Here is a 23,583-nt window from a genome sequence, read left to right as displayed (position 1 = left end):
TTATTTCATTTTTAGCTGCAAGCTTACGGTATAAAACTCGCTATCGTTTTGAAACTCTAGTATGTGTTCGTTAGGATATAGCAAGGTTAATCGTTTCGCCACATTATCCAGGCCCAGACCGTTGCCCTTTCCGGAAGGAGTAGTTTCTGCTTTGCTATGCGAGTTTTTCACGAAAAAGAGAATCATTTTTCCCCAAGTCTTTAACGCCACCTCAATAAATATTTTTTCATTTGCCGTATTCTTGGAATGTTTAAATGCATTTTCTATGAAAACAATCAATAGCATGGGCGCAATTTTTATATCCGTACGCGCTATGTTTTCAATATCTGTCTTTAGCTCCAGTCTAGTGCCAATACGTATTTTTTCGAAGTCAATGTAATTATTGATGTAAGCTAACTCATCGACTAAGGGCACAAACGTTTCCTTCACATCATATATAGAATAGCGCAATAGATCCGATAGTTTTAATAATAAGGGTGGAATTTTTTCATGCTGCGTCAAGGATAATCCATATAAATTATTAAGTGTGTTGAATAAAAAATGTGGACTTAATTGCGATTGCAAAAGTTGCAGTTCGCTTTGACTAGTAGCCGCTGATGCCTGCGCTTCCTGTAATTGGTTCTGGGTAACTGCACGAACCAGTTTTATGAGTATACCCAGAGAAAAACTTATAACGGCAAAGGGAATCCAAAATAATAAAAGGTTAATGGCTGCTCTGCCCTGAAGCGGAAAATCGGCGTGGAAAAATAGCCAGCAGATATTCGCTATAATTAAAATAAACAGTCCTCCGATAAGCACATTTGATACGGGCTTTATTCTTGCCGACCAGAGCTGAGCCATATACCGACCCGCAAAAACGCCGACAATAAAACAGCCCGTTGCGGCAGTGGCCACCGCTTCATCTTCGTGTACTTCAATCGATCTTACATACGTTTCGATGGCCAGGTATATGGGTACCGAAATGATAAGCGACAGAAAAAAATACAGGCTTCTGCCAAAAAAACTACTAACCCAATTGTTTGCTGTACGATTCATGTTGCACCTGTTTTCTTTTACTACTGGGTTGTAAAGTTGGGCAACTAATACAAGGTGAAGAAATTATACTGACGAACACCCCGGAACGGATGATAGAAACCGCGTGACAGTGTTTAAACGGTTTTAACACCGAAAAATGGTTTTCTGTCAGGTGTTATCCAAGGTACAACATAATTATTTCAGGCTGCATTTTGACCGATCAATATTTGCTGAGGATTTTTTACCAGTAACGCAAGCAAATAATGAAACGAATATGCTACACGCCCCTCCTCTGGCTTTTCATGCCAGCAGCCTTTGCCCAATCTGTGCCTAAGATGATTTCCGGAGCCGTAAAAGATGACAGAAATGACGTTATTCCAAGAGCAACAGTACGTTTATTGACCGCTGGCGATTCCGTCCTGGTGAAAGGTGAAGTTACAAATGCTGATGGGAAGTTTCAGTTAAGCAGTCTGGCTAATGGCACGTATATACTAGCCATTACGGCCATTGGTCAAAAGCGTTTTACCAGCGTACCGCTTACCATCGACGATGCGCATACGACCATCATGTTGCCCGCATTTGTTCTGATGCCGGCCAAAAATATAGACCTGAAAGAAGTGGTCGTATCGGCAAAAAAGCCTTTGATTGTCCAGGAAATTGATAAAACAGTTGTCAATGTAGACGCAATGTTAAGCAGTGCGACGAGTAACACGTTGGAGGTATTGGAGAAAACGCCGGGTGTAACCATCGCTAGTAATGGAGAAATTAGCCTGAATGGCCGGAGCGGTGTGACAGTGCTCATTGATGGCCGAAGTACATATATGTCGGCGCAGGATTTAACGGCTTACCTGAAATCATTGCCTGGCGGCATTCTGGATAAGCTGGAATTGATGGATAATCCACCTGCCAAATACGATGCTGCAGGCAATGCAATCATTAATATTCGTCTTAAAAAAAATAGAGTTGGTGGTTTAACGGGAAACGTATCGATGGGATATTCGCAGGGTAAATATGGCCGGAGTAATGACGCCGTTAACCTAAACTACAAGTATAAAAAAATCAACCTATTCACAAATCTGGGTTATACACAGGAAAAAACGTATAACCTTGACAACTATGATCGCCGGTTTTATTCGCCAACGGCTGAATTAATATCAACCGTCGATCTGAAAAATAACTTGCTGAACAGGAGCCACGGACAAAGTATAAATCTAGGTTTAGATTATGCTGCTTCAGCCAACACAACGATTGGGTTCATTGTCAATATAAATGGAGGTAGCGGAAAAAGTAATTTTGATTATACCAGTAAAAATTACGATGCTAAACACCAAGTAGATTCTATCGGAGCAGGAAAAACAACCGGTAATACATCACGGACAAACGTGGGTACTAATCTTAATTTTTTACATAAATTTAGTAACTCGGGCCGGGAGCTTTCTGCGGATATTAATTACCTCACCTACCGTTCAGAGACGAATCAGTCTTTGCAGAATTTTGTGTATCAGCCGAATGGAGCCTTATCGAATCGGACTGATTTTTTATATGCGATCCCCTCGCTTATAAATATCTACACAGCTAAAGCCGACTATGTCCACCCTTTTAAAAATAAAGCAAGACTGGATGCTGGATTTAAGTCGAGTATTGTCGATAATGACTACATCGCCCAATATTATGATGTGGTCAATACAGTTAGCTTCATTGATAATGCAAAGTCGAACCACTTCAAATACCATGAAAACATTAACGCTGCTTATGTAAATAGTCAGAAAGAATGGAAACGATTTGGCTTGCAGTTGGGCTTACGGGTCGAAAATACACAGGCCCGTGGCCAGCAATTAGGCAATGAAGCCGTAGGGCAGAGTAACTTCACTAAAAACTACACGGGTGTTTTTCCAAGTGCATTTTTGAGTTATAAACTGGATACACTTAATAAAAATACGTTTAGCCTAATGGCTGTTCGACGGATTAACCGGCCAAATTACCAGTTACTTAATCCGTTTGTCTTCTTTAAAGACCAATATTCTTATACGTCAGGAAATCCATTCGTGAATCCCCAGTATCAGAGCCGCTACGAGCTAAAATTTCAGCATAAACAACTCCTGAATATGGGACTGAGCTACAATAAGTTCACAAACGTAATCTTTCAAACGACGCAGGCTGTCGATAATATTTTTATTACTAAACCTGAAAACATAGCCAACGGGTATATGACAATCTTAAGTACCAGCTTGTCGATTTCGCCCAGGAAGTGGTGGTTTGTCAACTATACAGTCAGGTTTTTACACATGAACCTTGAAGGGCAGGTATATACCGAGAATTTGAATTTCAGCACCAATGTGGTCCGGTTTGAAGCTAATAATTACTTCACGATCAATAAAAACTGGAATGCCGAGTTTAGTGGCTATTATGCCAGTAGGGATTTGAATGGACAAACGGTTACGAGCGGCATGTACCAGCTAAGGGCTGCTGTACAGAAGAAAATATGGAACAACAAAGGCAGTATTCGTTTGAGCGTTGACGACCTGTTTCATTCGTGGATTTATCACAACCGGTCAGTCGGTTTGAAGCAGGCCGAGTATTTTCAAACCAGCAAGTCCGATACCCAGCGAATTGGTTTTGCCTTCACATATCGCTTTGGCAAAGACACATTTGCCCGCAAACGCAGGCATAACAATAATGCTTCAGAGGAGGAAACTGGCAGATTATAAGGAAATATAGTACGTTGACAAATAGCTGGCTATGAGATGAGCTATCCTTTCGACAATTCTGTTGAGCGGGTCTGGGCGGCCTTTATACCGGAAACGAGTGTATCGGCTAACCCACCGCTTTCAAACGCACGTAGGGCAGCTTCGGTGGTTCCACCTTTTGAGGCTACCGCTTTAATGAGTTCGTCAAGCGATTTGTCGGCGGTGTTGATGAGGTGATACGCGCCAAGCATGGTCTGTTTGACCAGTAAGGCCGACACGGCATCATCAAAACCCATTTGTTTACCGGCGTCGATCATGGCCTTCACCACATAATAAAAGTATGCGGGACCACTGCCACTAAGCGCCGTAACGGCATCGAGCATCGATTCGTCTTCCAAGAAAATAGACCGGCCCGTAGCATTGATCAGGTTTTCAACCCGGCGCAGGCTGCTCGAATCCACCTCTTTGGCGGCTGTAAAACCGGTTATGCCCATACCCAGCATGGCGGGCGTGTTGGGCATGGCCCGGATGACTAATGGATGCCCCAGTTTTTCCTGAATCTGCGCGATTGGAATCCCAGCCATGATCGACAGCACAATCTGCGTCGGTTGGATAACGGCCCGGAGGGCTTCATGAACGCTGTTGAAATCCTGTGGTTTCACTGATAAAATGATCAGATCCGTTTCGCCGATATGGGGCCCAATGGTGTCTACAACAACACCCGCTTTTTCGTTTTTAAGCGCTTCCGAGCGATCCGCGCTCTTTTCAATCAGCAGTAGGTTGTCTTTCTTTACCAGATCGTACTGCAAAAACGATTTGGCGAAAGCCATGCCCATATTACCACAACCAACGATAGCAATTTTCATTTTTTCAATGAGTGAATTAGTGAATGAATCATGGTTGATGAAGTATTTCCTTGACCTTAGCCAAAAGAAAAAGGGTCAGGTGTATAACCTGACCCCACAAAACTAATGACTTGCGATTAACCTATTGGCCACCTTTCAGAATTTCTTCTAATTTCTGTTCCAAAGCCTCGCCCCGCAGATTCTTGGCAATGATTTTTCCGTCTTTATCGAGCAGGAAAGTGGCCGGGATGGCCTGCACACCGTATTGCTGAGCGGCCGCCGATTGCCAGAACTTCAAGTCCGAAACATGAGTCCAGGTAAGGTTATCGTTCCGGATGGCTTTCGTCCAGTTGGCTTTTGCCTGATCGAGCGAAACACTGTAAATAGCGAAGCCCTTGTCTTTAAATTTGTTATACATCCGAACCACATTGGGGTTCTCAGCCCGACAGGGGCCACACCAAGATGCCCAGAAGTCGATCAGCACGTATTTTCCCCGTAATGATGACAGCGGAACGGGTGTACCTGTAGTGTCATTCAGCGCAATTTCGGGCGCTGGAGCGCCAACAGATACGCCTTTGATCCGGGCAACCCGACCGATCAATGATTTGGCATGCGGGCTATTGGGATTTTCCTTCTCGAATCGTTGCGCCAGGGATTCGTAGGTCGCAAAATCGCTGTCGATGTTAATGAAATTCAGCGCAAATAGCGACACAAGCGAGGTGCCCATTTCGGGCAACATCGCCTTCACTTTACTAACGACATCCTGTTCGGCGGCCTGATACGCCTGCTCGATCTGTGTAATTCGCTTGTTATCTTTCTTCTCGGTCGCTGCGGCAACTTCTTTGTTCCAGTTTTTCACCTTCGCTTCCATTTCGGTACGGAGAGCGGAAAGCTTTCCGTAGTACTCCATGTTTTTAGAGCCCGTAACGGTTGCTTTCCCGATCTGGCCTGTTTTGGCATCCATCACAAAGCCATCGGCCTGTACATTGAGCGTTTCACCCCCTTCTACCAGAAGCGCCATTTTCTGATTTCCGCCTACATTCAGCACAAATACCTCTCCGCCATCGGCTACCTTGCTGTTCAGGGTAAACATATTACCCGCTGTCACTTTGGCCGAGTCAATTTTGTGCGTGGGTTGCGAGTTCGTTTCCAGATAAACGTAGCTCCCCGGCGTGGCTTTGTTGATTTTGCCCGTTACCGTAAATGGCTTGGTGCCCTGGGCATTGGCTGTCAGGCTCAACGCTATCAAACTGGCGACACTAAAAAATAAGTTTTTCATGCTTTTTGTAAGGTCTTTGCTAATAACTCATTTACCAATTTGGGATCGGCCGAGCCTTTCGATTTTTTCATTACTTCACCAACAAATAAACCTAGTAAGTTCTTTTTACCTTTTTGGTATTGTTCGACTTTGTCGGGCCAGGCAGCCAGTACCTCTTCTACCAACGTTTGCAACGCGTCTGTATTGCGGTTCTGTATGAGGCCATTCGCTTTGGCAATGTCTGCGGGCCTGGCATCTGATTGCCCAACCATCAGTGTAAATACTTGTTGAGCAGCTGTTTGGCTGATTGTCCCGTTGTCGACCAGGTTGATCAGGTCGGCCAGTTGTTCGGCCAGGACCGGAAACTGGCGGTCACGCAGGCTTTTCTCATTCAGTTGCCCTTTCACTGGTCCCATGATCCAGTTCGACGCGGCCTTGTAGTTGGTCGTATGCACGCAAACGGCTTCGTAATAGTCGGCCAGTTCTTTGGCATCGGTCAATAAAGCCGCGTCATAGTCCGGAAGACCATACACCGTGGTAAATTTCTGATACAGGGCAGCTGGCAACATCGGCATAGCCGCCTGAATAGCAGCCAGCCAGGCATCGGAAATAACTACTGGCGTCAGGTCCGGGTCGGGGAAGTACCGATAGTCGTTCATCGTTTCCTTCTCGCGCATACCATAACTAAGCCCCGTGGCTGCATCGAACGTTCGCGTTTCCTGAATAATGCGCCCGTTCGTCTCTGTCAGTTCAACCTGCCGCAAAAATTCGCTCTCGACCGCTCGCATTACATTCCGAATCGAGTTCAGGTTTTTTACTTCAACCTTCGTGCCTAAATGTGTAGCGCCCTTTGGCCGGATGGAAACATTCACGTCGCAGCGCAACGAGCCTTCCTCCATGTTGCCGTCGCAAATGTCCAGATACCGAACCAGTCGCCGAACTTCGGTCAGGTATTGACCCGCTTCTTCGGCTGTGCGAATGCACGGGTCGGTTACCATTTCGATGAGGGGCGTTCCGGCGCGGTTGTAGTCTAACTGTGTTGCCCAGTCGTCGCCGTCGTGAATAGATTTCCCGGCATCTTCTTCAAGGTGAATGTGATGAATCTGGATCGTTGTCTGGTAGGGTTCGCCCGTAATCGGGTCTTTTGCTTTAACCAGAATGCCCCCACCAACGCAAATTGGCCCTTTATCCTGCGACAGTTGGTAGCCTTTTGGCAGGTCGGGATAAAAATAATTCTTACGGGCAAACACATTATGACGCGTGATGGAACTGCCACAAGCCAGGCCCATTCGGATGGCATAATCAACGGCTTTGCGGTTGAGTTTGGGCAGCGTACCGGGGTGCCCCAGCGTAATGACACTGATATGGGTATTTGGTTCAGCACCGAATGCATTGGCATCGGCCGCAAAAACTTTGCTTTGCGTGAGCAACTGACAGTGTACTTCTAACCCAATAACAGCTTCGTATTGAGACAGAACCTCCGGCGAAATAAGCACTTGGTCCACCATTGTAAGAACTAAATAAGTTTAGGCAAAGATAGGCAGAAATTAAACAGAGCATTGCCGCGTGTATGCTTTAGCCTAACGAAGTAAAACTACCAAACAATAAATAGACCAAACGGCAAGTGTCCATTTAAGTAGACGTGTAGTCTAAAAACTAATAAACATCAACCCTCCTGCCCAATGGCTACCCAGACAGTCGAATTAGTACGCGATAAGAATATCGTTGTGGAGAAAAAATACCACATGAGTTATGAAGAATTTGCGAAGGAGCATCTTTTTGCGAACTACCCGGTTGTGATTGGAGATGCCTGCGAAGCCTGGTCGGCAAAGAATAAATTTACCCCCCAGTTCTTCAAAGAGCGCTACAGTGACCGGGAGGTGAGCATAGCGGGGAAAACTTATAATTTCGGTGACTACATCGACTGGATGTTGACGGGCACCGAGGAGAATCCTGCGCCATACCCGTGTACGCTACAGATTGAGCGCGATTATCCTGAATTACTGCCCGATGTGCTGCCCCGACTGAAATACGCCCAGCCTGATCGTATTCACAGTAAACTCCTGCCAAATCGGTTGCTGTCGGGGGCAAACACACTGGAGATATTTTTTGGTAGCCCAGGGGCGCAGTTTCCTTATGTGCATTACGACTACATGAGCCTTCATGCATACATCACGCAGTTGTACGGCCATAAGGAATTTACGGTTATTCCACCCGACCAAACGCCTTATGTGTATCCAAAGCCGGACAATGCCTGGGTTTCTGAAGTAAATGATATTCGAAATCCTGACCTGGAGAAATACCCGTTATTTGCTAAAGCAACGCCAGTCACGTTTGTCGTTGGCCCCGGCGAAACCCTGTTTATTCCCTGTGGATGGTGGCATACGGCTCGTTCGCTCACGCCAACCATATCTGTAGCACTGGATTGCCTGAATGCCTCTAACTGGAAAAATTTTATGCAGGAAGTTGATACCAACATGAGCCAGCGCCGACCTGCATTAGCCAAAGCTGTTCAAACCTATTTATCAGTACTGGGGGGCGTGCTGGGAACCTTTGAACGGTAATCCGGATACGTGGATTCGGCAAAGTCCACGGATTAAAGCACATTCAGCCGATACTTCAGATATGTTTGGGCCAGCAGCGCAAATTTTTGTGGGTTAGGTACCCTGACTCGTTCCGTTTGAATGCGCGTGGCGGACAACTGCTTTATCTTATTAAACAAAGTTTGGTAATAAATGTACGCCAGGTAAACGCCCATTCTGGCTCCACGCGGCAGATTCATAATGCCAATATAGGCTTCATCGAAGTCACGCTGAATATCCGCTTCGATGAGTTGCTTGGCATCGCGCCCAAAATCGTTGAAATCCACACCGGGGAAGTATGTACGGCCCCGATCAACGAAATCGCTTTTCAGATCGCGGAGAAAATTCACTTTCTGAAAGGCCGAACCAAGCTTGCGGGCCGATGCCCGAAGGCGATCAAACTCAGCTAAATCACCCTCGCAGAAAACCCGTAAGCACATAAGGCCAACCACTTCCGCAGAACCATAAATGTATTCGTTATAGCCGTCAGCGTCGTAGTCCTGACAATACAAGTCCATTTCCATGCTTTTCAAAAAAGCTTCGATGAGTTCGTGTTCAATCTTATACTGACTAACCACTAACTGGAAGGACTGCAACACCGGATTCAGGCTAATGCCTTCTTCGATGGCCTGGTACGTATCGTGTTTAAAGCGCATCAGCAGCGTTTTTTTGTCATAATCGTGGAAGGTGTCCACGATCTCATCAGCGTACCGAACAAATCCATAGATAGCATAAATCGGCAAGTGGAATTTACGGTCAAGCGTTTTAATGCCTAACGTAAATGACGTACTGTAATGCTCCGTAATAAGCTTACTGCATTCCAGTGCGGTTTTGTTGAACAATGCCATCATAAAAATAGAGTGTATGGTAGTTTTTGAGGTAAGGAATGAACGATAAAAAGACTGTAAACGGCGTAAGTTACAAGGAGTCAGGCGGATTATAGACTGGGCCCTTTCGCCGGAACCAGTTGTAAATCGCTGAAATCAAGTAACTTCTTTAGCCACTTCATCGGCCACTACCAGTCCTGAGATAAGGGAAGGAGGCACACCCGGCCCCGGTACGGTGAGTTGACCGGTGTAGAACAAGTTGTTGACCCGTTTGTTCTTTAGAGATGGCTTCAATAAGGCTGTTTGTCGTAAGGTATTCGCGAGGCCATACGCATTGCCCCGAAACGCATTATAATCCTGTTTAAAATCGCTGTGTGCATAACTACGTTTGAAGACAATGTGGCTGCGAATATCTTCGCCAACATACGCTTCCAGCCGATCCATGATCATGTCAAAATAATACGCTCGGGTTGTTTCATCATCCGTAAGATCGGGTGCAACGGGTATGAGCAAAAACAAATTTTCATATCCTTCCGGCGCAACCCCAGGGTCCGTTTTTGAGGGTGCTGATGCATAGAATAAGGGTTTGGACGGCCAGCGGGGCGTTTCGTAAATCTCCTGGGCGTGAAGCTTAAAATCTTCGTCAAAGAATAGCGTATGGTGTTTCAATTTTGGCACACGCTTATTGATACCCAGATAATATAACAGCGAGGAGGGCGCCATAACGCGCGTGTTCCAATAAGCGTCGTCATAGTTTCTGTTTTCCGGGGTGACTAAACTGGTTTCGACGTGGTTATAATCGGCTCCAGCTACAACCGCGTCTATCTCAAAAATACCATCGGCGGTCACCACACGCCGGGCTTTATTTTTAAGTATATCAATCTTCTGAACCGTCTGATTCAGTAAAATCTTAACGCCTTTCTCTTCTGCCAGATTGACCATCGCTTTCACAATTTCGTGCATGCCACCCATCGGATACCAGGTTCCCAACGCCATTTCGGCATAGTTCATCAGGCTATACATCGCGGGTGTATTGGCAGGTGTGGCACCCAGGAACAGGACCGGAAATTCAATGATTTCGAGTAAACGTGGATTCGTAAAAAACTTCCGGGCGTGGCTGGCAAACGATTTGAATACGTCTAGGCGTGCAACATCGTAGAGTAGTTTGAGGCTGATAAACTCGGAAACTGACCGGCTCGGCTTCCAAACGAATTTATTCATACCTACCTCATACTTATAGGCAGCCTGCTTCAAAAACTCGCGTAGTTTGGGGCCGCTTCCGGGTTCCAGTTGTTCGAATAGGGCTTCCAGATTATCTAGCCCGGCAGGAAGATGGACCGCTTCATCGGGCCCAAAGACAACGGTATAGGAGGGGTCAAGACGAACTAGCTTGTAATAATCAGCGGGTTTTTTGCCAAAGCGGGCGAAATATGTTTCGAATACGTCGGGCATCCAATACCAACTTGGCCCCATATCGAAGGTGAAGCCTTCTGCCTCAAAAACGCGGGCTCGACCACCCGGCATGTCATTTTTTTCGAGGATAGTAACGTCGTAGCCTTTATCGGCTAGGCTTGTGGCTGCCGCCAGCCCGGCAAACCCGGCTCCTATAACAAGAACTCGTTTGGGCATTGATGGTTAAATGAGTAGGTAAGAGTTTAAAAAAGTTATTGATGAAGAAATTTGTTTGGGCTAAACTATCTAAAATTTCCAACCAATGGGCTCTTATCTACACAACGACCATGTCGTTTTAGGGGAGGGGAGGGGTAAACTGAGGGAATAATAAACCACATTGAGAAGATTCACTAATGCTAAACCTGTGGCGTTAACAGAGTTTCTATTTTACCTATTTTGCTTGTAATCATTGATAATGAGCGGGTTATAAAAGAAAAAAGTTGGGTAGAAACTACCCAACTTTTCGAACCTTCCTCTTTTTTAACCAAAAACTACTCAATCAATAAACCTTAGACGACTAACTTTTAAAAAGTATCGCTTAGGCGTTAAAATATGCGTAAACTTTTAGTTGGCCCTTCAATTCCTTACGAGCGATGTGAATCCGATTCTTCACTGTGCCAATGGGGATATTTAGTTTCGCGGCAATTTCGTGGTATTTAAAACCCCGGAAATGCATCATAAATGGAGTCTTGTATGTATCGTCCAAACCGTTTACAGCCCGGTTGATGTCATCCTGTGCGAAAGAAGAATAAGCAATGTTATCTGTGCTGCTCTCGATCGAGTTGATGTAATGCAGATTGTCAGTTGTGTCGATGAAGGTGTTTTTCCGCACCATACGCTGGTAGTTGGTGATGAATGTATTCTTCATGATTGTATATAACCAAGCTTTCAAATTTGTTCCATCCGTGTATTTGTCACGATTGGTAAATGCCTTCAATAATGTATCCTGTAGTAAGTCGTTTGCATCTTCAACATCTTTTGTCAAACGCAGGGCAAACGGACGCAACGATTTAGACACTTTGCCAATATGGTTAGTAAATTCGAGAGCGGTCATGGCTGTTTAAGTTTTTCTGTTGAATCTATTGAATCAAATACACATAACCATTAGACAAAAAAGAAACCAGTCTTTTTTTGTTAAAGGTCAAATACTTGAGTCACTGGCATAAATATCTGTAAGTCAAGCGTTTGGTAGTCATTAAAATTGTGCCAGTGCACCTATGAATAATCCTTACTTACTGTGGAGTGTGGAATATTTCCCCCATTGTGGGGAATCCACACTGTGGATTTTGTTTAACGTTTGCGCATCGGCATTAAACAAAAATAGGCAGAACTCTTCGCCCTACCAATATTTGCGGAAAGTCGTTTGAACTAGCCAGACATCTATAGGCAATAGGAATCGATAAAAGGTCAAACAAGACCCTCTTTGAGCAAATCATGCAGGTGGATAAAACCTAGCACTTGATTCGCTTCAGACACCACAAGCTGTGAAACGTCACGTTCCTGCATCAATTGCAGAGCTGCAGCCGCGTATTCATCCGGATCTACGCAGACGGGTGTAGGGGTCATGACATCTTTTGCGCAGAGTTCCCAGAAAGAAGCGTGGTCATAGGCCATCCGACGAATGTCTCCATCGGTAACAATGCCCTTCAACTGCCCATTTTCATCAACTACTGCTGTGGCACCCAGCCGATTAGCGGAAATTGTAAAGATCACTTCTCTCACTGGCGTTGTGAGTGCAACTTGCGGGCACTGGTTGTGTGGAAAAATATCCGCGACTCGCAAATACAACCGTTTGCCAAGCGATCCACCCGGATGGTAGCGGGCAAAATCCTGTCGGGTAAATCCACGGACCTCCAGTAAACTTACAGCTAGGGCGTCACCAACGGCCAGAGCTACCGTCGTACTGGTTGTGGGAGCCAGATTGAGCGGATCGGCTTCAACTTCGGCATAGGCATGAAGTACGTGATCGGCATGCTGGGCCAGATACGAATCACGGGCGCTTACTAGGGCAATTAAGCGAACGCCGGTTCGCTTTAATAAAGGCACCAGAACTTTTATTTCGGCCGTATTACCGCTCTTTGAGATCAGCATAACCACGTCATTTACCTGAATCATACCCAAATCGCCGTGGATCGCATCGGCCGCGTGCATAAATAGCGACGGTGTTCCCGTCGAGTTCATCGTAGCCACGATTTTCTGGCCGATAAGCGCGCTTTTCCCCACCCCCGTTATAACCAGCCTACCCGAACTGTTCAGTATGGTTTCAACGGTAGCATCGAATTGATCATCGAGTAAATCAACGGCATTTCGGATTGCTTCGGCTTCGGCCAACAAAACCGAACGGGCGATAGTCTTAGGATTTTTTATTACTTTCAACGTCAGGTTTGATAATCAGGAAGTGATTGGTACGTATATTCGCTAACTTTATATAGCAAAGATACGGCAAGCATATTGAGTAAAGTAACTTTTGTACGATTTGTAGAATGATGCAGGTTGATCAGTCGGTCCATTCAACTCTTAAAGAGCGGCTAAAAGAAATTTTTGGGTATAGCCAGTTTCGGGGCGAGCAGGAAGCCATTATTTATAGCATCCTGGCAGGGCGAAATACCTTTGTGATTATGCCCACCGGAGCCGGTAAATCGTTATGCTATCAGCTCCCTGCTATTGTCAGTGAGGGTACAGCCGTTGTTATTTCGCCCTTGATTGCCTTGATGAAGAATCAGGTCGATCAGCTTAATGCGTTCGGTATTAACGCGCAATTCCTTAACTCGACGCTCTCCAAGGCGGAGATGAACAAGGTCAAAAAGGATACGCTTAATAGTTCGCTTAAGCTCTTATACATTGCGCCCGAGTCATTGACTAAGGAAGAGAATTTGGATTTTTTGAAGAAAGCCAATATCTCCTTCGTCGCTATCGACGAAGCCCACTGTATTTCAGAATGGGGGCATGATTTCAGACCAGAGTACCGTAAAATTCGCGGCATCGTTGATAATATTGGCAACTTACCGGTCATAGCCCTCACAGCGACCGCTACGCCCAAAGTGCAGCAGGATATTCAGAAAAACCTGCAGATGGAAGATGCTAATTTATACAAGACATCCTTCAATCGAAAAAATCTATACTACGAAATCAGACCGAAGGTCGACGCTAAAAAGCAGCTCATAAAATACATCAAACAAAACAAGGGGAAGTCAGGAATCATCTATTGTCTCAGTCGTAAGACGGTTGAGGAGATTGCCGAGCTCCTGCGTGTGAATGATGTAAAAGCATTGCCTTACCATGCGGGTCTGGACCCCCAAACGCGGATGAATAACCAGGATGCGTTCCTGAACGAAGACGCCGACGTTATCTGTGCGACCATCGCTTTTGGAATGGGCATCGACAAGCCCGACGTTCGGTTCGTTATTCACTACGATGCGCCCAAGTCGCTCGAGGGCTATTACCAGGAAACGGGCCGGGCCGGGCGCGATGGTCTGGAGGGAAACTGCCTGATGTTTTACAGCTACGACGATATTGTTAAGCTCGAAAAATTCAACAAAGACAAGCCCGTTACCGAACGCGATAACGCCAAACATCTATTGGCTGAAATGGTTTCCTATGCCAACCTCGGCGTTTGCCGCCGTCGGCAGTTGCTTGGCTATTTTGGCGAGTATATGGAGAAGGACTGCGGTTTCTGCGACAACTGCCTGAAGTCGCCGGAGAAATTCAAAGCCCAGCACGAAGTAGTCCTGGCGCTGCAAACGGTTCTGCAAACGGATCAGCGTTTCGATGTGGCGCACTTAGCCGATGTGTTGACGGCTACGGGAAATCAGTATGTAACGAGTTATGAACACGACCGCCTGGCCGTGTATGGTAAAGGACTGGAATTTAATGAAGATTGCAACTTCTGGTGCTCGCTGATTAAACAGATCACGATTTACGGTTATCTCGAAAAAGACGTCGATAACTATGGGATACTAAAAGTGTCCCAGCGCGGCCTGAATTATATTGAAGATCCTTATCCAATCACGCTGACGAAGGATCACGATTATGAGCAGCAGAGTACGGAAATAAAGGAAGATGAGGACAAAGATTCGTCGCCGGCATCGGGTGGTGTTGCCTACGATGAAGAACTGCTCGGATTGCTGAAAGCCCTTCGGAAACGAATTGCCAAAGAAAAAAATCTGCCACCTTATGTTATTTTCCAGGAGACATCCATGGAAGAGATGGCGACAACTTACCCGACCACGCGCGAAGAGATGGCGCAGATCAATGGTGTCGGGATGGGTAAGGTGCAGAAATTCGGACGGCAGTTCATTGATCTTATAACAAAGTACGTTGAAGACAACGAGATAGAAACGGCGAAAGACGTCGTTATCAAGTCGACCGTTAATAAATCGAAAGTCAAGATTTTTATTATTCAGCAGATTGACCGGAAGGTAGACCTCGATGAGATTGCCGAATCGAAGTCGCTAACGATGGAAGACCTGATGGAAGAGATTGAACACATCTGTTACTCGGGCACGCGCCTAAACCTCGATTACTACATAAACCAGGTAATGGATGAAGACCGGCAGGACGAAATTTTCGAGTATTTCATGCGGGCCGAAAGCGATAATATCGCTGTAGCATTGCGTGAATTTGGGGGCGATGATTTCACCGAACAAGATCTGCGCCTGATGCGCATAAAATTCCTGTCGGAAGTAGCTAACTAAATGATGAGCGATGCGCAACACAGGGTGAATGGGTTCACATTAGTCATCCTGTAGTGCGCATCACTCATCATTCATCATTTTTTATGAATATACTAATACTTGGGTCGGGTGGGCGCGAACATGCCTTTGCCTGGAAATTAGCGCAAAGCCCATTGTGTGACGCGTTATTTGTTGCACCGGGTAATGCCGGAACTGCACAGGTAGCCACCAACTTGCCCATTAGTTATAATGACTTTCCGGCTGTTGCTGACGCTATCCGGGATAAAAAAATTGATTTGGTTATCGTTGGTCCCGAAGAGCCGTTGGTAAAAGGAATTGTTGATTACTTGCATGCACAAACCGGTTTATCTGGCCTGCGGATTGTTGGACCCGATGCCAAAGGAGCTCAGTTAGAAGGAAGTAAGGACTTTTCCAAGCAATTCATGCTTCGGTACAATATCCCAACGGCTGCGTCGCAAACGTTTACGGTGGATACGCTTCAGGAGGGGCTTAATTATCTGGAAAGTCATGCCTTGCCGATTGTGATTAAGGCCGACGGGCTGGCGGCCGGTAAGGGCGTTATTATTGCCGAAACGCTGGCGGAGGCTCAAATAGCCCTTCGGGATATGCTCGATGGGCAAAGGTTTGGCGAAGCGGGCAGTAAAGTTGTCGTGGAGCAATTTTTGCGGGGAATTGAACTGTCGGTTTTTGTCTTGGCCGATGGAACAGGGTATAAAATTCTGCCTGAAGCCAAAGATTACAAGCGTATCGGCGATGGTGACACAGGACCAAATACAGGTGGTATGGGTGCTGTCTCGCCGGTTGTATTTGCCAATAAGTCGTTCTTGCAAAAAGTTGAAGATAAAGTTGTCAAGCCTACACTGGCTGGTTTGCAGAAAGAAGGTATCATTTATAAAGGGTTCATTTTCATAGGGTTGATGAAAGTCAACAGTGAGCCCTATGTGATTGAGTACAATGCTCGGATGGGTGATCCTGAAACCGAAGTCGTACTACCGCGTATCCAGAGCGATTTTGCTGAATTGATGATGGCAGCCGCGGATGGGACACTGGATGATGTTGCGATTCAGGTGTCCTCTCAGACAGCCGTAACAACGATGCTGGTATCGGGTGGCTACCCCGCTGACTATGAAACGGGTAAACTGATTTCAGATCTGGAGCGTTTAGAAGATGTGATGGCGTTCCATGCCGGAACGCTGGGAAAAGACGGTCACGTGTTGACCAATGGCGGACGGGTACTGGCCATTACGGCACAGGCCAATTCGCTTGAAAACGCTGTTCGTAAGTCGCAGGAAGCGGCCCGGATGGTACAATTTGACGGAAAACAGTATCGAAAAGACATTGGGCTCGACCTAATTCGGTACTCCGACTAACGAAGTTATACTGTTATAGAGTTGTAAAGTTGTCGAGTTACTCTAGGGTAAAGCTTTATAACCTCATGGCGCTATGGCTTCATAACTATATATATATGTCCTGCAAATCTTGTGCAACCGGTGGGTGTGGAACCCAGCGAGGAGCATCCGACGGCGAGAAAACGGCCACTACCGGATGCGGTAGCGGAGGGTGTAGCAGTGGAGGCTGCAACAAATTGAATTCTTTCGACTGGCTCAGTGATATTGCGATGCCAGGTCTGCGATATGACGTAGTTGAAGTGAAATTTAAAGGTGGGCGCAAAGAATATTATCGAAACGTTCATCAGCTGGATCTTACAACGGGCGATTATGTAGTCGTTGAAATGCAATCGGGTTTTCACATTGGCGCTGTATCGCTGCAAGGCGAGTTAGTACGGCTTCAGGTGAAAAAGCGGGCCGTTAAAATCAACGACGACACAAAGGTCATTCATCGAATTGCGACGCCGAAAGATATGGAACGCCACGAACAGGCTGTTCTGCGTGACCTCCCTGCGCTGTACCGCTCCCGTGAAATTTCACGTGAGCTGAAGCTCAATATGAAACTGTCTGATGTCGAATTTCAATCGGACAATACCAAAGCAACCTTTTACTACTCGTCTGAAGAGCGGGTTGATTTTCGGGAGCTGATCAAAATGCTGGCCAGTGAATTCAAAGCCCGAATCGAAATGCGGCAGATCAGCCTTCGGCAGGAAGCTGGTCGGCTGGGCGGTATTGGTTCCTGTGGCCGCGAACTCTGCTGCTCGACCTGGCTGACCGATTTTAAAAATATTGCGACATCGGCGGCCCGGTATCAGAATCTATCGTTGAATCCGGCCAAACTGTCGGGGCAGTGTGGGCGACTTAAGTGTTGCCTGAACTATGAGCTGGATACGTACATGGATGCGCTGCGGGATATTCCAACGATTGAAAAACCGCTGGAAACGCAAAAAGGACGGGCTTATTTACAAAAGACCGACATCTTTCGTAAACTCATGTGGTTTGGCTACGGAGCAGAGAGCACCTGGTATCCATTGCCCATCAACCGTGTGCTGGAAATTGTTGAGTTGAACAAAAACGGAGTCATTCCCGAATCGTTCGATGTGTTGACACCCATGGGTGCCAAAGAGCCTGTCACTGCAGCGGCCCTGAATAGCGACCTGCAAAAGCTGGATGCCAAATACACCGCTCGAACCAGTAGTAATAAAAAGAAGAAAAAGAAATCGCGGGGGCCAGAGGGTGGCTCTCCGCGGCCCGCATCGAATGGCAAAATATAATAAAAAGCCCCGACTTAACAGATCGGGGCTTTTTATTGATAACGGTATTCGTGTTGACACACGAGGTGTGATGTCAGATGTAAGCATCTGACATCACGAAAAAACTCTAGAAATCACCCGTATAAAAGGGGCTAAAAACGTAGTAACTGCTATCCCGCTTGGCGCGTTTGGGGGACGTCTCGATGGACAATTGAAAGCGGGGTAAGGGATTGTCGGCGCGGAACCACTCGATATAAGGACGCTCTTTTGTGTAAAGGCGGGCCACTTCCCGAACATGAACCGTCTTGACATCGGCAAGGGTTGCCGGTAAATGGTTGATTTCAATTTCTACTGCATTGGCGTAGTCTTCATACACACTTAGGTGTTCGTTCTTGGTTCGTTCAACAAGCGCATTTTTGTTGTGGAAAAACGTCGCTTCGAGCAGTTGATTCATGTTGAAAGAGAACGACTCTCCCAAGGGATATTTTGACATAGCAGCCGCTTGTAAGAGTGTGAAAAACTGCTTCCGCTTACTATCAAATGGGACTGGTTTCGGGCTTGTTTCAATGAATATCTGGTAGGGTTTCGCCTGTTTGTCGGCGTTGGCCCTGTTTTCCCACTGATGCATCACAAATAATTCGCGGACAAACTCTGGAGATAGCTTGACTAATCTATCAACCGGAACCTCTTTGCCGTCAATATAGAGTGCCGACTCATATTTATAATCGTCGGGCAATACAAACCGATCCTGATTCAGCTGGAGTATAATGGGGTTACTTTCAATAATTTGTGTACTGAACTTGTCCCGGTATAGAGCCATATGGCGATACCAGGTTCCCTTTTCTTCCAGGTCGGCAACCATGGCTCGTGCCGGACTAATGGCAGGAAGCTCTTTCGACGAGAACGGTTGACCGGAAAAGTTAATCGTCTGATTCCGTTCGTGTTGACAAGCCAGAATAGTGGTGCCTATCAATAATAACCAAACTGCATACCGCCACCAGGCCGTTGGTCCAGAGGGTTGGCTGTTTATCATGCCAACGCGCTGGCGTAGAGATGGGCCATTAAACTGGTTGGTGATTGCCAATGGCCCAGCCGACAAACTCACTTTCAGAAGATTGTACTGATAAGCTTTTGCGTCGATACCTTCGGCTAGTACGGCACGGTCGGCGCTGAATTCTAGGGTTTGGTGAAGCAAATGGCGGAATAGATAAGCGGCTGGATTAAACCAGAATACGATGCAGACCAACTCCACCGCAAGCATGTCGATGCTGTGTCGTTCCCGCACATGGACCCGCTCGTGTCGGAGAATCTGGTCCAGTTCGTCAACTGTGTGCTGATTGGGATTCAATACAACCCAGTTGAAAAACGAAAAAGGTGAGGAGACAGCCTCATTCCGGACCAGAATAAAATCGTCGTAAGGATCATGTACCGATTGGTGGATGAGTTTCCGGAGCGATACTAGCTGGATGCCAAGCCGGATCAATAATAAGAGAACGCCAGTGATGTAGAGGCCAAACAGGCCCGTATACCACGACCAGGCAGTGCGTTTTGGCTGCGACTGAAAGGCACGAAATGTCTGTTGATTGGGGAAAGTAATCGTTATGTCTGGTTGGGCGGGTACTATTTTTGGCACAATGACCTGAGCCGTTTGTTGCATTGCCCTGCGTATGGGTTGAGGGCGCCAATCGGGTAAGTCAACCAGAGGGAGTAGGAGGGAACTTAATGCACCCAGCCATAATGCCAGTCGATTTGTACCGAAGAAGGTTTCGCGCCGAAGCAATAAATAATAGGTAACGCTTACCACGGCCAGCAGGCCATTGACTAACACCACATAGCGCAAAGTTTCCATAGTGGATAACGTGTCCTGGACAGACGTCCGGTTTGATTTTTTGTGAAACCGGACGGCTGCCCGGGACGAAGCTGCCTATTTTTTCTCAATCATAGCCAGGATTTCCCGTAATTCATCCGCCGAAATCTTTTCGTTTTTAGCGAAGTAGCTCACCAGATTCTTATACGAGTTATCAAAATACTCACCGACTACTTTGGTTAGCACAAACCGATTCTGATAGGCTTCTTTTGTAATAATTGGGTAGTATTCATGGGTGTTGCCATAGGCTTTGTGACCTATGTATCCCTTTTCTTCGAGGTTACGGACAATTGTCGAAACGGTATTGTAATGCAACGGTGGGTTAGTAAACTGGGGAACCATGTCTTTCACATAGCCTTGCTCCATTTTCCACAACACCTGCATGACTTCTTCTTCTTTGGCGGTTAACTTTTCCATAAAACAAAGCTAGAACTATTCATCTCGTTTTCAAACTAGTTACGTAGTTTTTTGTCGTTTGAAAAGCCAGTCCTACCGTCGTAGCTTTGTAAACTATTTAGGGATGTATATGAAACGATTGGGAATACTGCTGTGTCTGGCCTTGTTGATGGGCAGTTGCGACACAAATGCGGTCTATAAAGAATACACGGATATTGAGGGCGGAAAGTGGTACATTAAAAATGCACCCTCGTTCACATTCGAGATTACAGATGCCACACAACCCTACAATATTTATTATAACCTCCGAAACAGCCTTTCCTACGGGTATTACAACCTTTACCTAACTCGTTATCTGCGCGATGCCAACGGGAAAGAAATTGAATCCCGGCTAGATGAACTGATTTTGATGGACCCCAAAACCGGTAAGCCCAATGGCGATGGTCTTGGCGACCTTTTCGACCATAAATTCCTGATGAAGCGTAATTATCGTTTTCCGAAACCCGGAAAATACACCATGCAGATCAAGCAATATATGCGGCAGGACCCCTTGTTGAATATCATGAGCGTGGGCATTACCGTTGAGAAGGCTACTCCGGCCCATTAACCCGATTTTGTGTTTCTGATGGTGTTCGACTTGTTCCGAAAAAACCGGCTCTTTTTCCTGCCTTACGGGTTGTTGTTGGTGGTGTTTGGCACCTTGCAGGTAGTTTACTCACAGGAGCATCTGATGCAATGGGTCAACAGCCGGAACAGCCCATTGGCCGACTTAATCTTTCCTTATGTCACATATGTAGGCGATGGGGCCTTTTTTATCGTTGTCTGTCTTTTGCTTCTTGCCCTGGTCAACTGGCGGGTTGGGCTCATGGCGTTCGCTAGTTTCGCGCTGTCATCGCTTACATCGGAGTTTTTAAAGAAAATTGTTTTCGATGGTTCGCCCCGGCCGCTTAAATATTTTGAGCATTCTACCTTTCAATATCACGTAATTGAAGGCCTGGATATCCATAGCTACAATAGCTTTCCCTCGGGCCATACGACCACGGCTTTTGCCATGTTTGGGCTGCTGGCTTTTCTGGATCAAAAGAAGAGCAGAGGCTGGGTGTGGTTGTTGCTGGGGGTTTTGGCGGGCTATTCACGCGTATATTTATTTCAACATTTTGTTGAAGATGTTTTTGCTGGTTCGTTGGTTGGCACCCTTTCCTCGATCATCATTTACGGGCTAATGTGTCGCTGGGCGACACAACCGAACCCTTTAAAAGGTCATTAGCTTATCTTTTTTTGATTACATTTGTTCAGGGCACTGCCGAACCATTGCCTATGCAGCGCCGTTACCTCAGTACTACATAAATCAACGAGCTTCGAAAACTCTCTCATGAGCGACGCCATCAAACATGAGTGCGGTATTGCCCTAATCAGGCTACGCAAACCGTACCAATATTACATTGATAAGTACGGAACAGCGCTCTACGGAGCCAACAAACTCTACCTGCTTATGGAAAAGCAGGTCAATCGAGGCCAGGACGGAGCCGGAATTGCCAATATCAAACTCGACGTACCCGCCGGTCATCGGTACATCAGCCGCTACCGATCCGTCGATCAGCGCCCTGTAACGGACATCTTCGAAAAAGTTAATAAGAAATTCCGCAAGGCGCTCAAAGGCAACAAAGACAAGGCCAGAGACGCAAAATGGCTCCAGGAAAACATTGCCTTTACGGGCGAAGTATGGATGGGCCACCTGCGTTACGGTACGCATGGCGCCAACGAAATCGAAAATTGTCACCCCATGCTCCGCCAAAGCAACTGGCGCAGCCGAAACCTGGTTGTGGCGGGTAATTTCAACATGACAAATGTTGACGAATTGTTCGATAAGCTCGTTTCGCTGGGTCAGCATCCAAAGGATAAGGTTGACACCGTGACGGTGATGGAAAAAATCGGCCATTTTTTGGACGAAGAAAACCAACGCGTATTCGAACGATTCAAGGGTATCTATGAAAACCCCGACCTATCGGATATTATTGAGGATAACCTCGACATGCAGCGCGTTTTGCACCGGTCGTGCCGCGATTTTGATGGCGGCTATGCAATGGTCGGTATGACGGGCTATGGGGCCGCCTTTGTTGCCCGCGACCCAGCTGGTATTCGTCCAGCTTACTACTACGCTGATGATGAAGTTGTTGTGGTAGCCTCGGAAAAACCAGCTATTAAGACGGCTTTCAACGTCGATTACAGCGCCATTCAGGAAGTGAAACCCGGCCATGCCCTCATCATCGACAAGTATGGTGAATACATGGAGCAGGAGTTCGTGAAGCCAATCGAAAAGAAATCATGCAGTTTTGAGCGGATTTACTTCTCGCGGGCCACTGATCCTGATATCTATAACGAACGCAAAACACTGGGAAAACTGCTCATCCCGCAGATTCTTAAAGAGATCGATTACGACCTCGAAAACACCGTTTTCTCCTACATTCCCAATACGGCAGAAACGGCTTTCTTCGGCATGGTAGAAGGGCTGGAGGATCATCTGGCCAAACAGCGTAAGAAAGCCATTATGGATGGCATTCTTTTCGAAGAAGAACTGGATCGCGTACTTTCTTTCCGACCGCGCATCGAAAAGCTGGTTGCCAAAGATGTAAAACTCCGGACATTCATTACGGATGATTCCCAGCGCGACGACATGGTCTCGCATGTGTACGATACGACGTTTGAAGTCATCAAAAAGGGAAAAGACAACGTGGTCGTTGTCGACGATTCTATTGTGCGGGGAACAACGCTGGAAAAGAGCATTCTTCGTATGCTGGACCGTCTGGGACCTAAGAAAATTATTATTGTTTCATCGGCTCCGCAAATCCGATTCCCTGACTGTTACGGCATTGATATGTCGAAGTTTAAAGAATTCATTGGCTTCCGGGCTGCTCTTGAACTTCTCCGGGACAGAGGGCAGGAAGAACTGCTGGACGAAGTCTACGGCCAGTGCGTAGCCGCCATAGAAACGGGTAATGCATCGAATCAAAACTATGTAAAGGCTCTTTTCGAGCCCTTCACCCACGAAGAGCTATCGAAAAAAGTAGCGCAGATAATTACCCCCGCCGATCTCAACGCCGAAGTGGCTGTCGTGTATCAAACGGTTGAAAATCTGCATAAAGCCTGTCCAAATCACTCTGGAGACTGGTATTTCACGGGCGATTATCCAACGCCGGGTGGTAACGTCGTCGTGAATAAAGCCTTTGTGAATTTTATGGAAGGCAAATTAGTGAGAGCGTATTAAGTCACAAAAAATAAACAAAACGAGGCTTCTGAAACTAGTTTCAGAAGCCTCGTTT

Annotated in this window: 18 protein-coding genes; 8 read left to right on the top strand and 10 right to left on the bottom strand. The window is 46.5% G+C overall.

Annotated features, from left to right (window positions below):
* Positions 1-1,035, bottom strand: a complete 1,035-nt coding sequence (locus tag SD10_RS28910) for a sensor histidine kinase (protein ID WP_052731274.1) — start codon at positions 1,033-1,035, stop codon at positions 1-3.
* 242 nt (positions 1,036-1,277) lie between these two features.
* On the opposite strand from SD10_RS28910, the gene SD10_RS23130 reads away from it, so the two are divergent.
* Positions 1,278-3,722 carry an outer membrane beta-barrel protein gene (locus SD10_RS23130; protein ID WP_082111676.1) on the top strand — a complete coding sequence of 815 codons (2,445 nt, stop codon included), beginning with the start codon at positions 1,278-1,280 and terminating at the stop codon, positions 3,720-3,722.
* A gap of 41 nt (positions 3,723-3,763) precedes the next feature.
* Here the strand turns inward: SD10_RS23130 and proC are convergent, their stop codons facing one another.
* The 3 genes from proC to gatB form a co-directional block, all read right to left on the bottom strand.
* Positions 3,764-4,567 (bottom strand): pyrroline-5-carboxylate reductase, encoded by an 804-nt coding sequence (gene proC / locus SD10_RS23125; RefSeq protein WP_046577116.1) that lies wholly within the window; start codon positions 4,565-4,567, stop codon positions 3,764-3,766.
* 121 nt (positions 4,568-4,688) lie between these two features.
* On the bottom strand, positions 4,689-5,825 hold the full coding sequence (locus SD10_RS23120; RefSeq protein ID WP_046577114.1) for a TlpA disulfide reductase family protein: 1,137 nt from the start codon (positions 5,823-5,825) through the stop codon (positions 4,689-4,691).
* Positions 5,822-7,312, bottom strand: a complete 1,491-nt coding sequence (gene gatB / locus SD10_RS23115; RefSeq protein WP_046577111.1) for an Asp-tRNA(Asn)/Glu-tRNA(Gln) amidotransferase subunit GatB — start codon at positions 7,310-7,312, stop codon at positions 5,822-5,824. The genes SD10_RS23120 and gatB overlap by 4 nt, the downstream gene beginning before the upstream one ends.
* Before the next feature lie 174 nt (positions 7,313-7,486).
* Here gatB and SD10_RS23110 point away from each other — a divergent pair, with 174 nt between their 5' ends.
* Positions 7,487-8,368 (top strand): cupin-like domain-containing protein, encoded by an 882-nt coding sequence (locus SD10_RS23110; protein ID WP_046577108.1) that lies wholly within the window; start codon positions 7,487-7,489, stop codon positions 8,366-8,368.
* Between the two features lie 32 nt (positions 8,369-8,400).
* Here the strand turns inward: SD10_RS23110 and SD10_RS23105 are convergent, their stop codons facing one another.
* From SD10_RS23105 to SD10_RS23090, 4 genes are all read right to left on the bottom strand, one after another.
* Positions 8,401-9,237, bottom strand: a complete 837-nt coding sequence (locus tag SD10_RS23105; RefSeq protein ID WP_046577105.1) for a phytoene/squalene synthase family protein — start codon at positions 9,235-9,237, stop codon at positions 8,401-8,403.
* A 132-nt stretch (positions 9,238-9,369) separates the two neighbouring features.
* Positions 9,370-10,842 carry a phytoene desaturase family protein gene (locus tag SD10_RS23100; protein ID WP_046577104.1) on the bottom strand — a complete coding sequence of 491 codons (1,473 nt, stop codon included), beginning with the start codon at positions 10,840-10,842 and terminating at the stop codon, positions 9,370-9,372.
* 361 nt (positions 10,843-11,203) lie between these two features.
* Positions 11,204-11,719 (bottom strand): RNA polymerase sigma factor, encoded by a 516-nt coding sequence (locus SD10_RS23095; protein ID WP_046577103.1) that lies wholly within the window; start codon positions 11,717-11,719, stop codon positions 11,204-11,206.
* Between the two features lie 353 nt (positions 11,720-12,072).
* A complete protein-coding gene (locus SD10_RS23090) occupies positions 12,073-13,041 on the bottom strand; it encodes a KpsF/GutQ family sugar-phosphate isomerase (protein WP_046577102.1) in 969 nt (322 codons plus the stop codon).
* 107 nt (positions 13,042-13,148) lie between these two features.
* Between SD10_RS23090 and recQ the strand changes: the two genes are divergently transcribed.
* The 3 genes from recQ (at position 13,149) to SD10_RS23075 (ending at position 18,021) form a co-directional block, all read left to right on the top strand.
* Positions 13,149-15,359, top strand: coding sequence for a DNA helicase RecQ (gene recQ, locus SD10_RS23085; RefSeq protein ID WP_046577100.1), 2,211 nt, complete (start codon positions 13,149-13,151; stop codon positions 15,357-15,359).
* A gap of 83 nt (positions 15,360-15,442) precedes the next feature.
* Entirely contained in the window at positions 15,443-16,729 is a 1,287-nt protein-coding gene (gene purD / locus SD10_RS23080) for a phosphoribosylamine--glycine ligase (protein WP_046577098.1), read from the top strand.
* A gap of 95 nt (positions 16,730-16,824) precedes the next feature.
* Positions 16,825-18,021, top strand: coding sequence for a PSP1 domain-containing protein (locus SD10_RS23075; RefSeq protein ID WP_227699051.1), 1,197 nt, complete (start codon positions 16,825-16,827; stop codon positions 18,019-18,021).
* A gap of 106 nt (positions 18,022-18,127) precedes the next feature.
* Here SD10_RS23075 and SD10_RS29220 read toward each other — a convergent pair whose 3' ends face one another.
* Together SD10_RS29220 and SD10_RS23060 are read right to left on the bottom strand one after the other, a co-directional pair.
* A complete protein-coding gene (locus SD10_RS29220) occupies positions 18,128-19,849 on the bottom strand; it encodes a M56 family metallopeptidase (RefSeq protein ID WP_082111675.1) in 1,722 nt (573 codons plus the stop codon).
* Positions 19,850-19,924: 75 nt separating this feature from the next.
* A complete protein-coding gene (locus SD10_RS23060) occupies positions 19,925-20,284 on the bottom strand; it encodes a BlaI/MecI/CopY family transcriptional regulator (RefSeq protein WP_046577094.1) in 360 nt (119 codons plus the stop codon).
* 109 nt (positions 20,285-20,393) lie between these two features.
* On the opposite strand from SD10_RS23060, the gene SD10_RS23055 reads away from it, so the two are divergent.
* The 3 genes from SD10_RS23055 to SD10_RS23045 all read left to right on the top strand — a co-directional run bounded on the left by SD10_RS23055 (position 20,394) and on the right by SD10_RS23045 (position 23,528).
* A complete protein-coding gene (locus SD10_RS23055) occupies positions 20,394-20,870 on the top strand; it encodes a gliding motility lipoprotein GldH (RefSeq protein ID WP_046580022.1) in 477 nt (158 codons plus the stop codon).
* Positions 20,871-20,888: 18 nt separating this feature from the next.
* On the top strand, positions 20,889-21,530 hold the full coding sequence (locus SD10_RS23050) for a phosphatase PAP2 family protein (RefSeq protein ID WP_046577091.1): 642 nt from the start codon (positions 20,889-20,891) through the stop codon (positions 21,528-21,530).
* 105 nt (positions 21,531-21,635) lie between these two features.
* Positions 21,636-23,528 carry an amidophosphoribosyltransferase gene (locus SD10_RS23045; protein WP_046577088.1) on the top strand — a complete coding sequence of 631 codons (1,893 nt, stop codon included), beginning with the start codon at positions 21,636-21,638 and terminating at the stop codon, positions 23,526-23,528.
* Positions 23,529-23,583: the final 55 nt, after the last annotated feature.

It is taken from the genome of Spirosoma radiotolerans (genome assembly GCF_000974425.1).
Classification (GTDB): domain Bacteria; phylum Bacteroidota; class Bacteroidia; order Cytophagales; family Spirosomataceae; genus Spirosoma; species Spirosoma radiotolerans.
This window is presented reverse-complemented; position numbering and strand designations above follow the sequence as displayed.

Excerpts from the sequence above, each read along its gene's own strand:
- SD10_RS28910 (WP_052731274.1), bottom strand. The coding sequence starts at position 1,035 with ATGAATCGTACAGCAAACAATTGGGTTAGTAGTTTTTTTGGCAGAAGC.
- SD10_RS23130 (WP_082111676.1), top strand. The coding sequence starts at position 1,278 with ATGAAACGAATATGCTACACGCCCCTCCTCTGGCTTTTCATGCCAGCA.
- proC (WP_046577116.1), bottom strand. The coding sequence starts at position 4,567 with ATGAAAATTGCTATCGTTGGTTGTGGTAATATGGGCATGGCTTTCGCC.
- SD10_RS23120 (WP_046577114.1), bottom strand. The coding sequence starts at position 5,825 with ATGAAAAACTTATTTTTTAGTGTCGCCAGTTTGATAGCGTTGAGCCTG.
- gatB (WP_046577111.1), bottom strand. The coding sequence starts at position 7,312 with ATGGTGGACCAAGTGCTTATTTCGCCGGAGGTTCTGTCTCAATACGAA.
- SD10_RS23110 (WP_046577108.1), top strand. The coding sequence starts at position 7,487 with ATGGCTACCCAGACAGTCGAATTAGTACGCGATAAGAATATCGTTGTG.
- SD10_RS23105 (WP_046577105.1), bottom strand. The coding sequence starts at position 9,237 with ATGATGGCATTGTTCAACAAAACCGCACTGGAATGCAGTAAGCTTATT.
- SD10_RS23100 (WP_046577104.1), bottom strand. The coding sequence starts at position 10,842 with ATGCCCAAACGAGTTCTTGTTATAGGAGCCGGGTTTGCCGGGCTGGCG.
- SD10_RS23095 (WP_046577103.1), bottom strand. The coding sequence starts at position 11,719 with ATGACCGCTCTCGAATTTACTAACCATATTGGCAAAGTGTCTAAATCG.
- recQ (WP_046577100.1), top strand. The coding sequence starts at position 13,149 with ATGATGCAGGTTGATCAGTCGGTCCATTCAACTCTTAAAGAGCGGCTA.
- purD (WP_046577098.1), top strand. The coding sequence starts at position 15,443 with ATGAATATACTAATACTTGGGTCGGGTGGGCGCGAACATGCCTTTGCC.
- SD10_RS23075 (WP_227699051.1), top strand. The coding sequence starts at position 16,825 with ATGTCCTGCAAATCTTGTGCAACCGGTGGGTGTGGAACCCAGCGAGGA.
- SD10_RS29220 (WP_082111675.1), bottom strand. The coding sequence starts at position 19,849 with ATGGAAACTTTGCGCTATGTGGTGTTAGTCAATGGCCTGCTGGCCGTG.
- SD10_RS23060 (WP_046577094.1), bottom strand. The coding sequence starts at position 20,284 with ATGGAAAAGTTAACCGCCAAAGAAGAAGAAGTCATGCAGGTGTTGTGG.
- SD10_RS23055 (WP_046580022.1), top strand. The coding sequence starts at position 20,394 with ATGAAACGATTGGGAATACTGCTGTGTCTGGCCTTGTTGATGGGCAGT.
- SD10_RS23050 (WP_046577091.1), top strand. The coding sequence starts at position 20,889 with ATGGTGTTCGACTTGTTCCGAAAAAACCGGCTCTTTTTCCTGCCTTAC.
- SD10_RS23045 (WP_046577088.1), top strand. The coding sequence starts at position 21,636 with ATGAGCGACGCCATCAAACATGAGTGCGGTATTGCCCTAATCAGGCTA.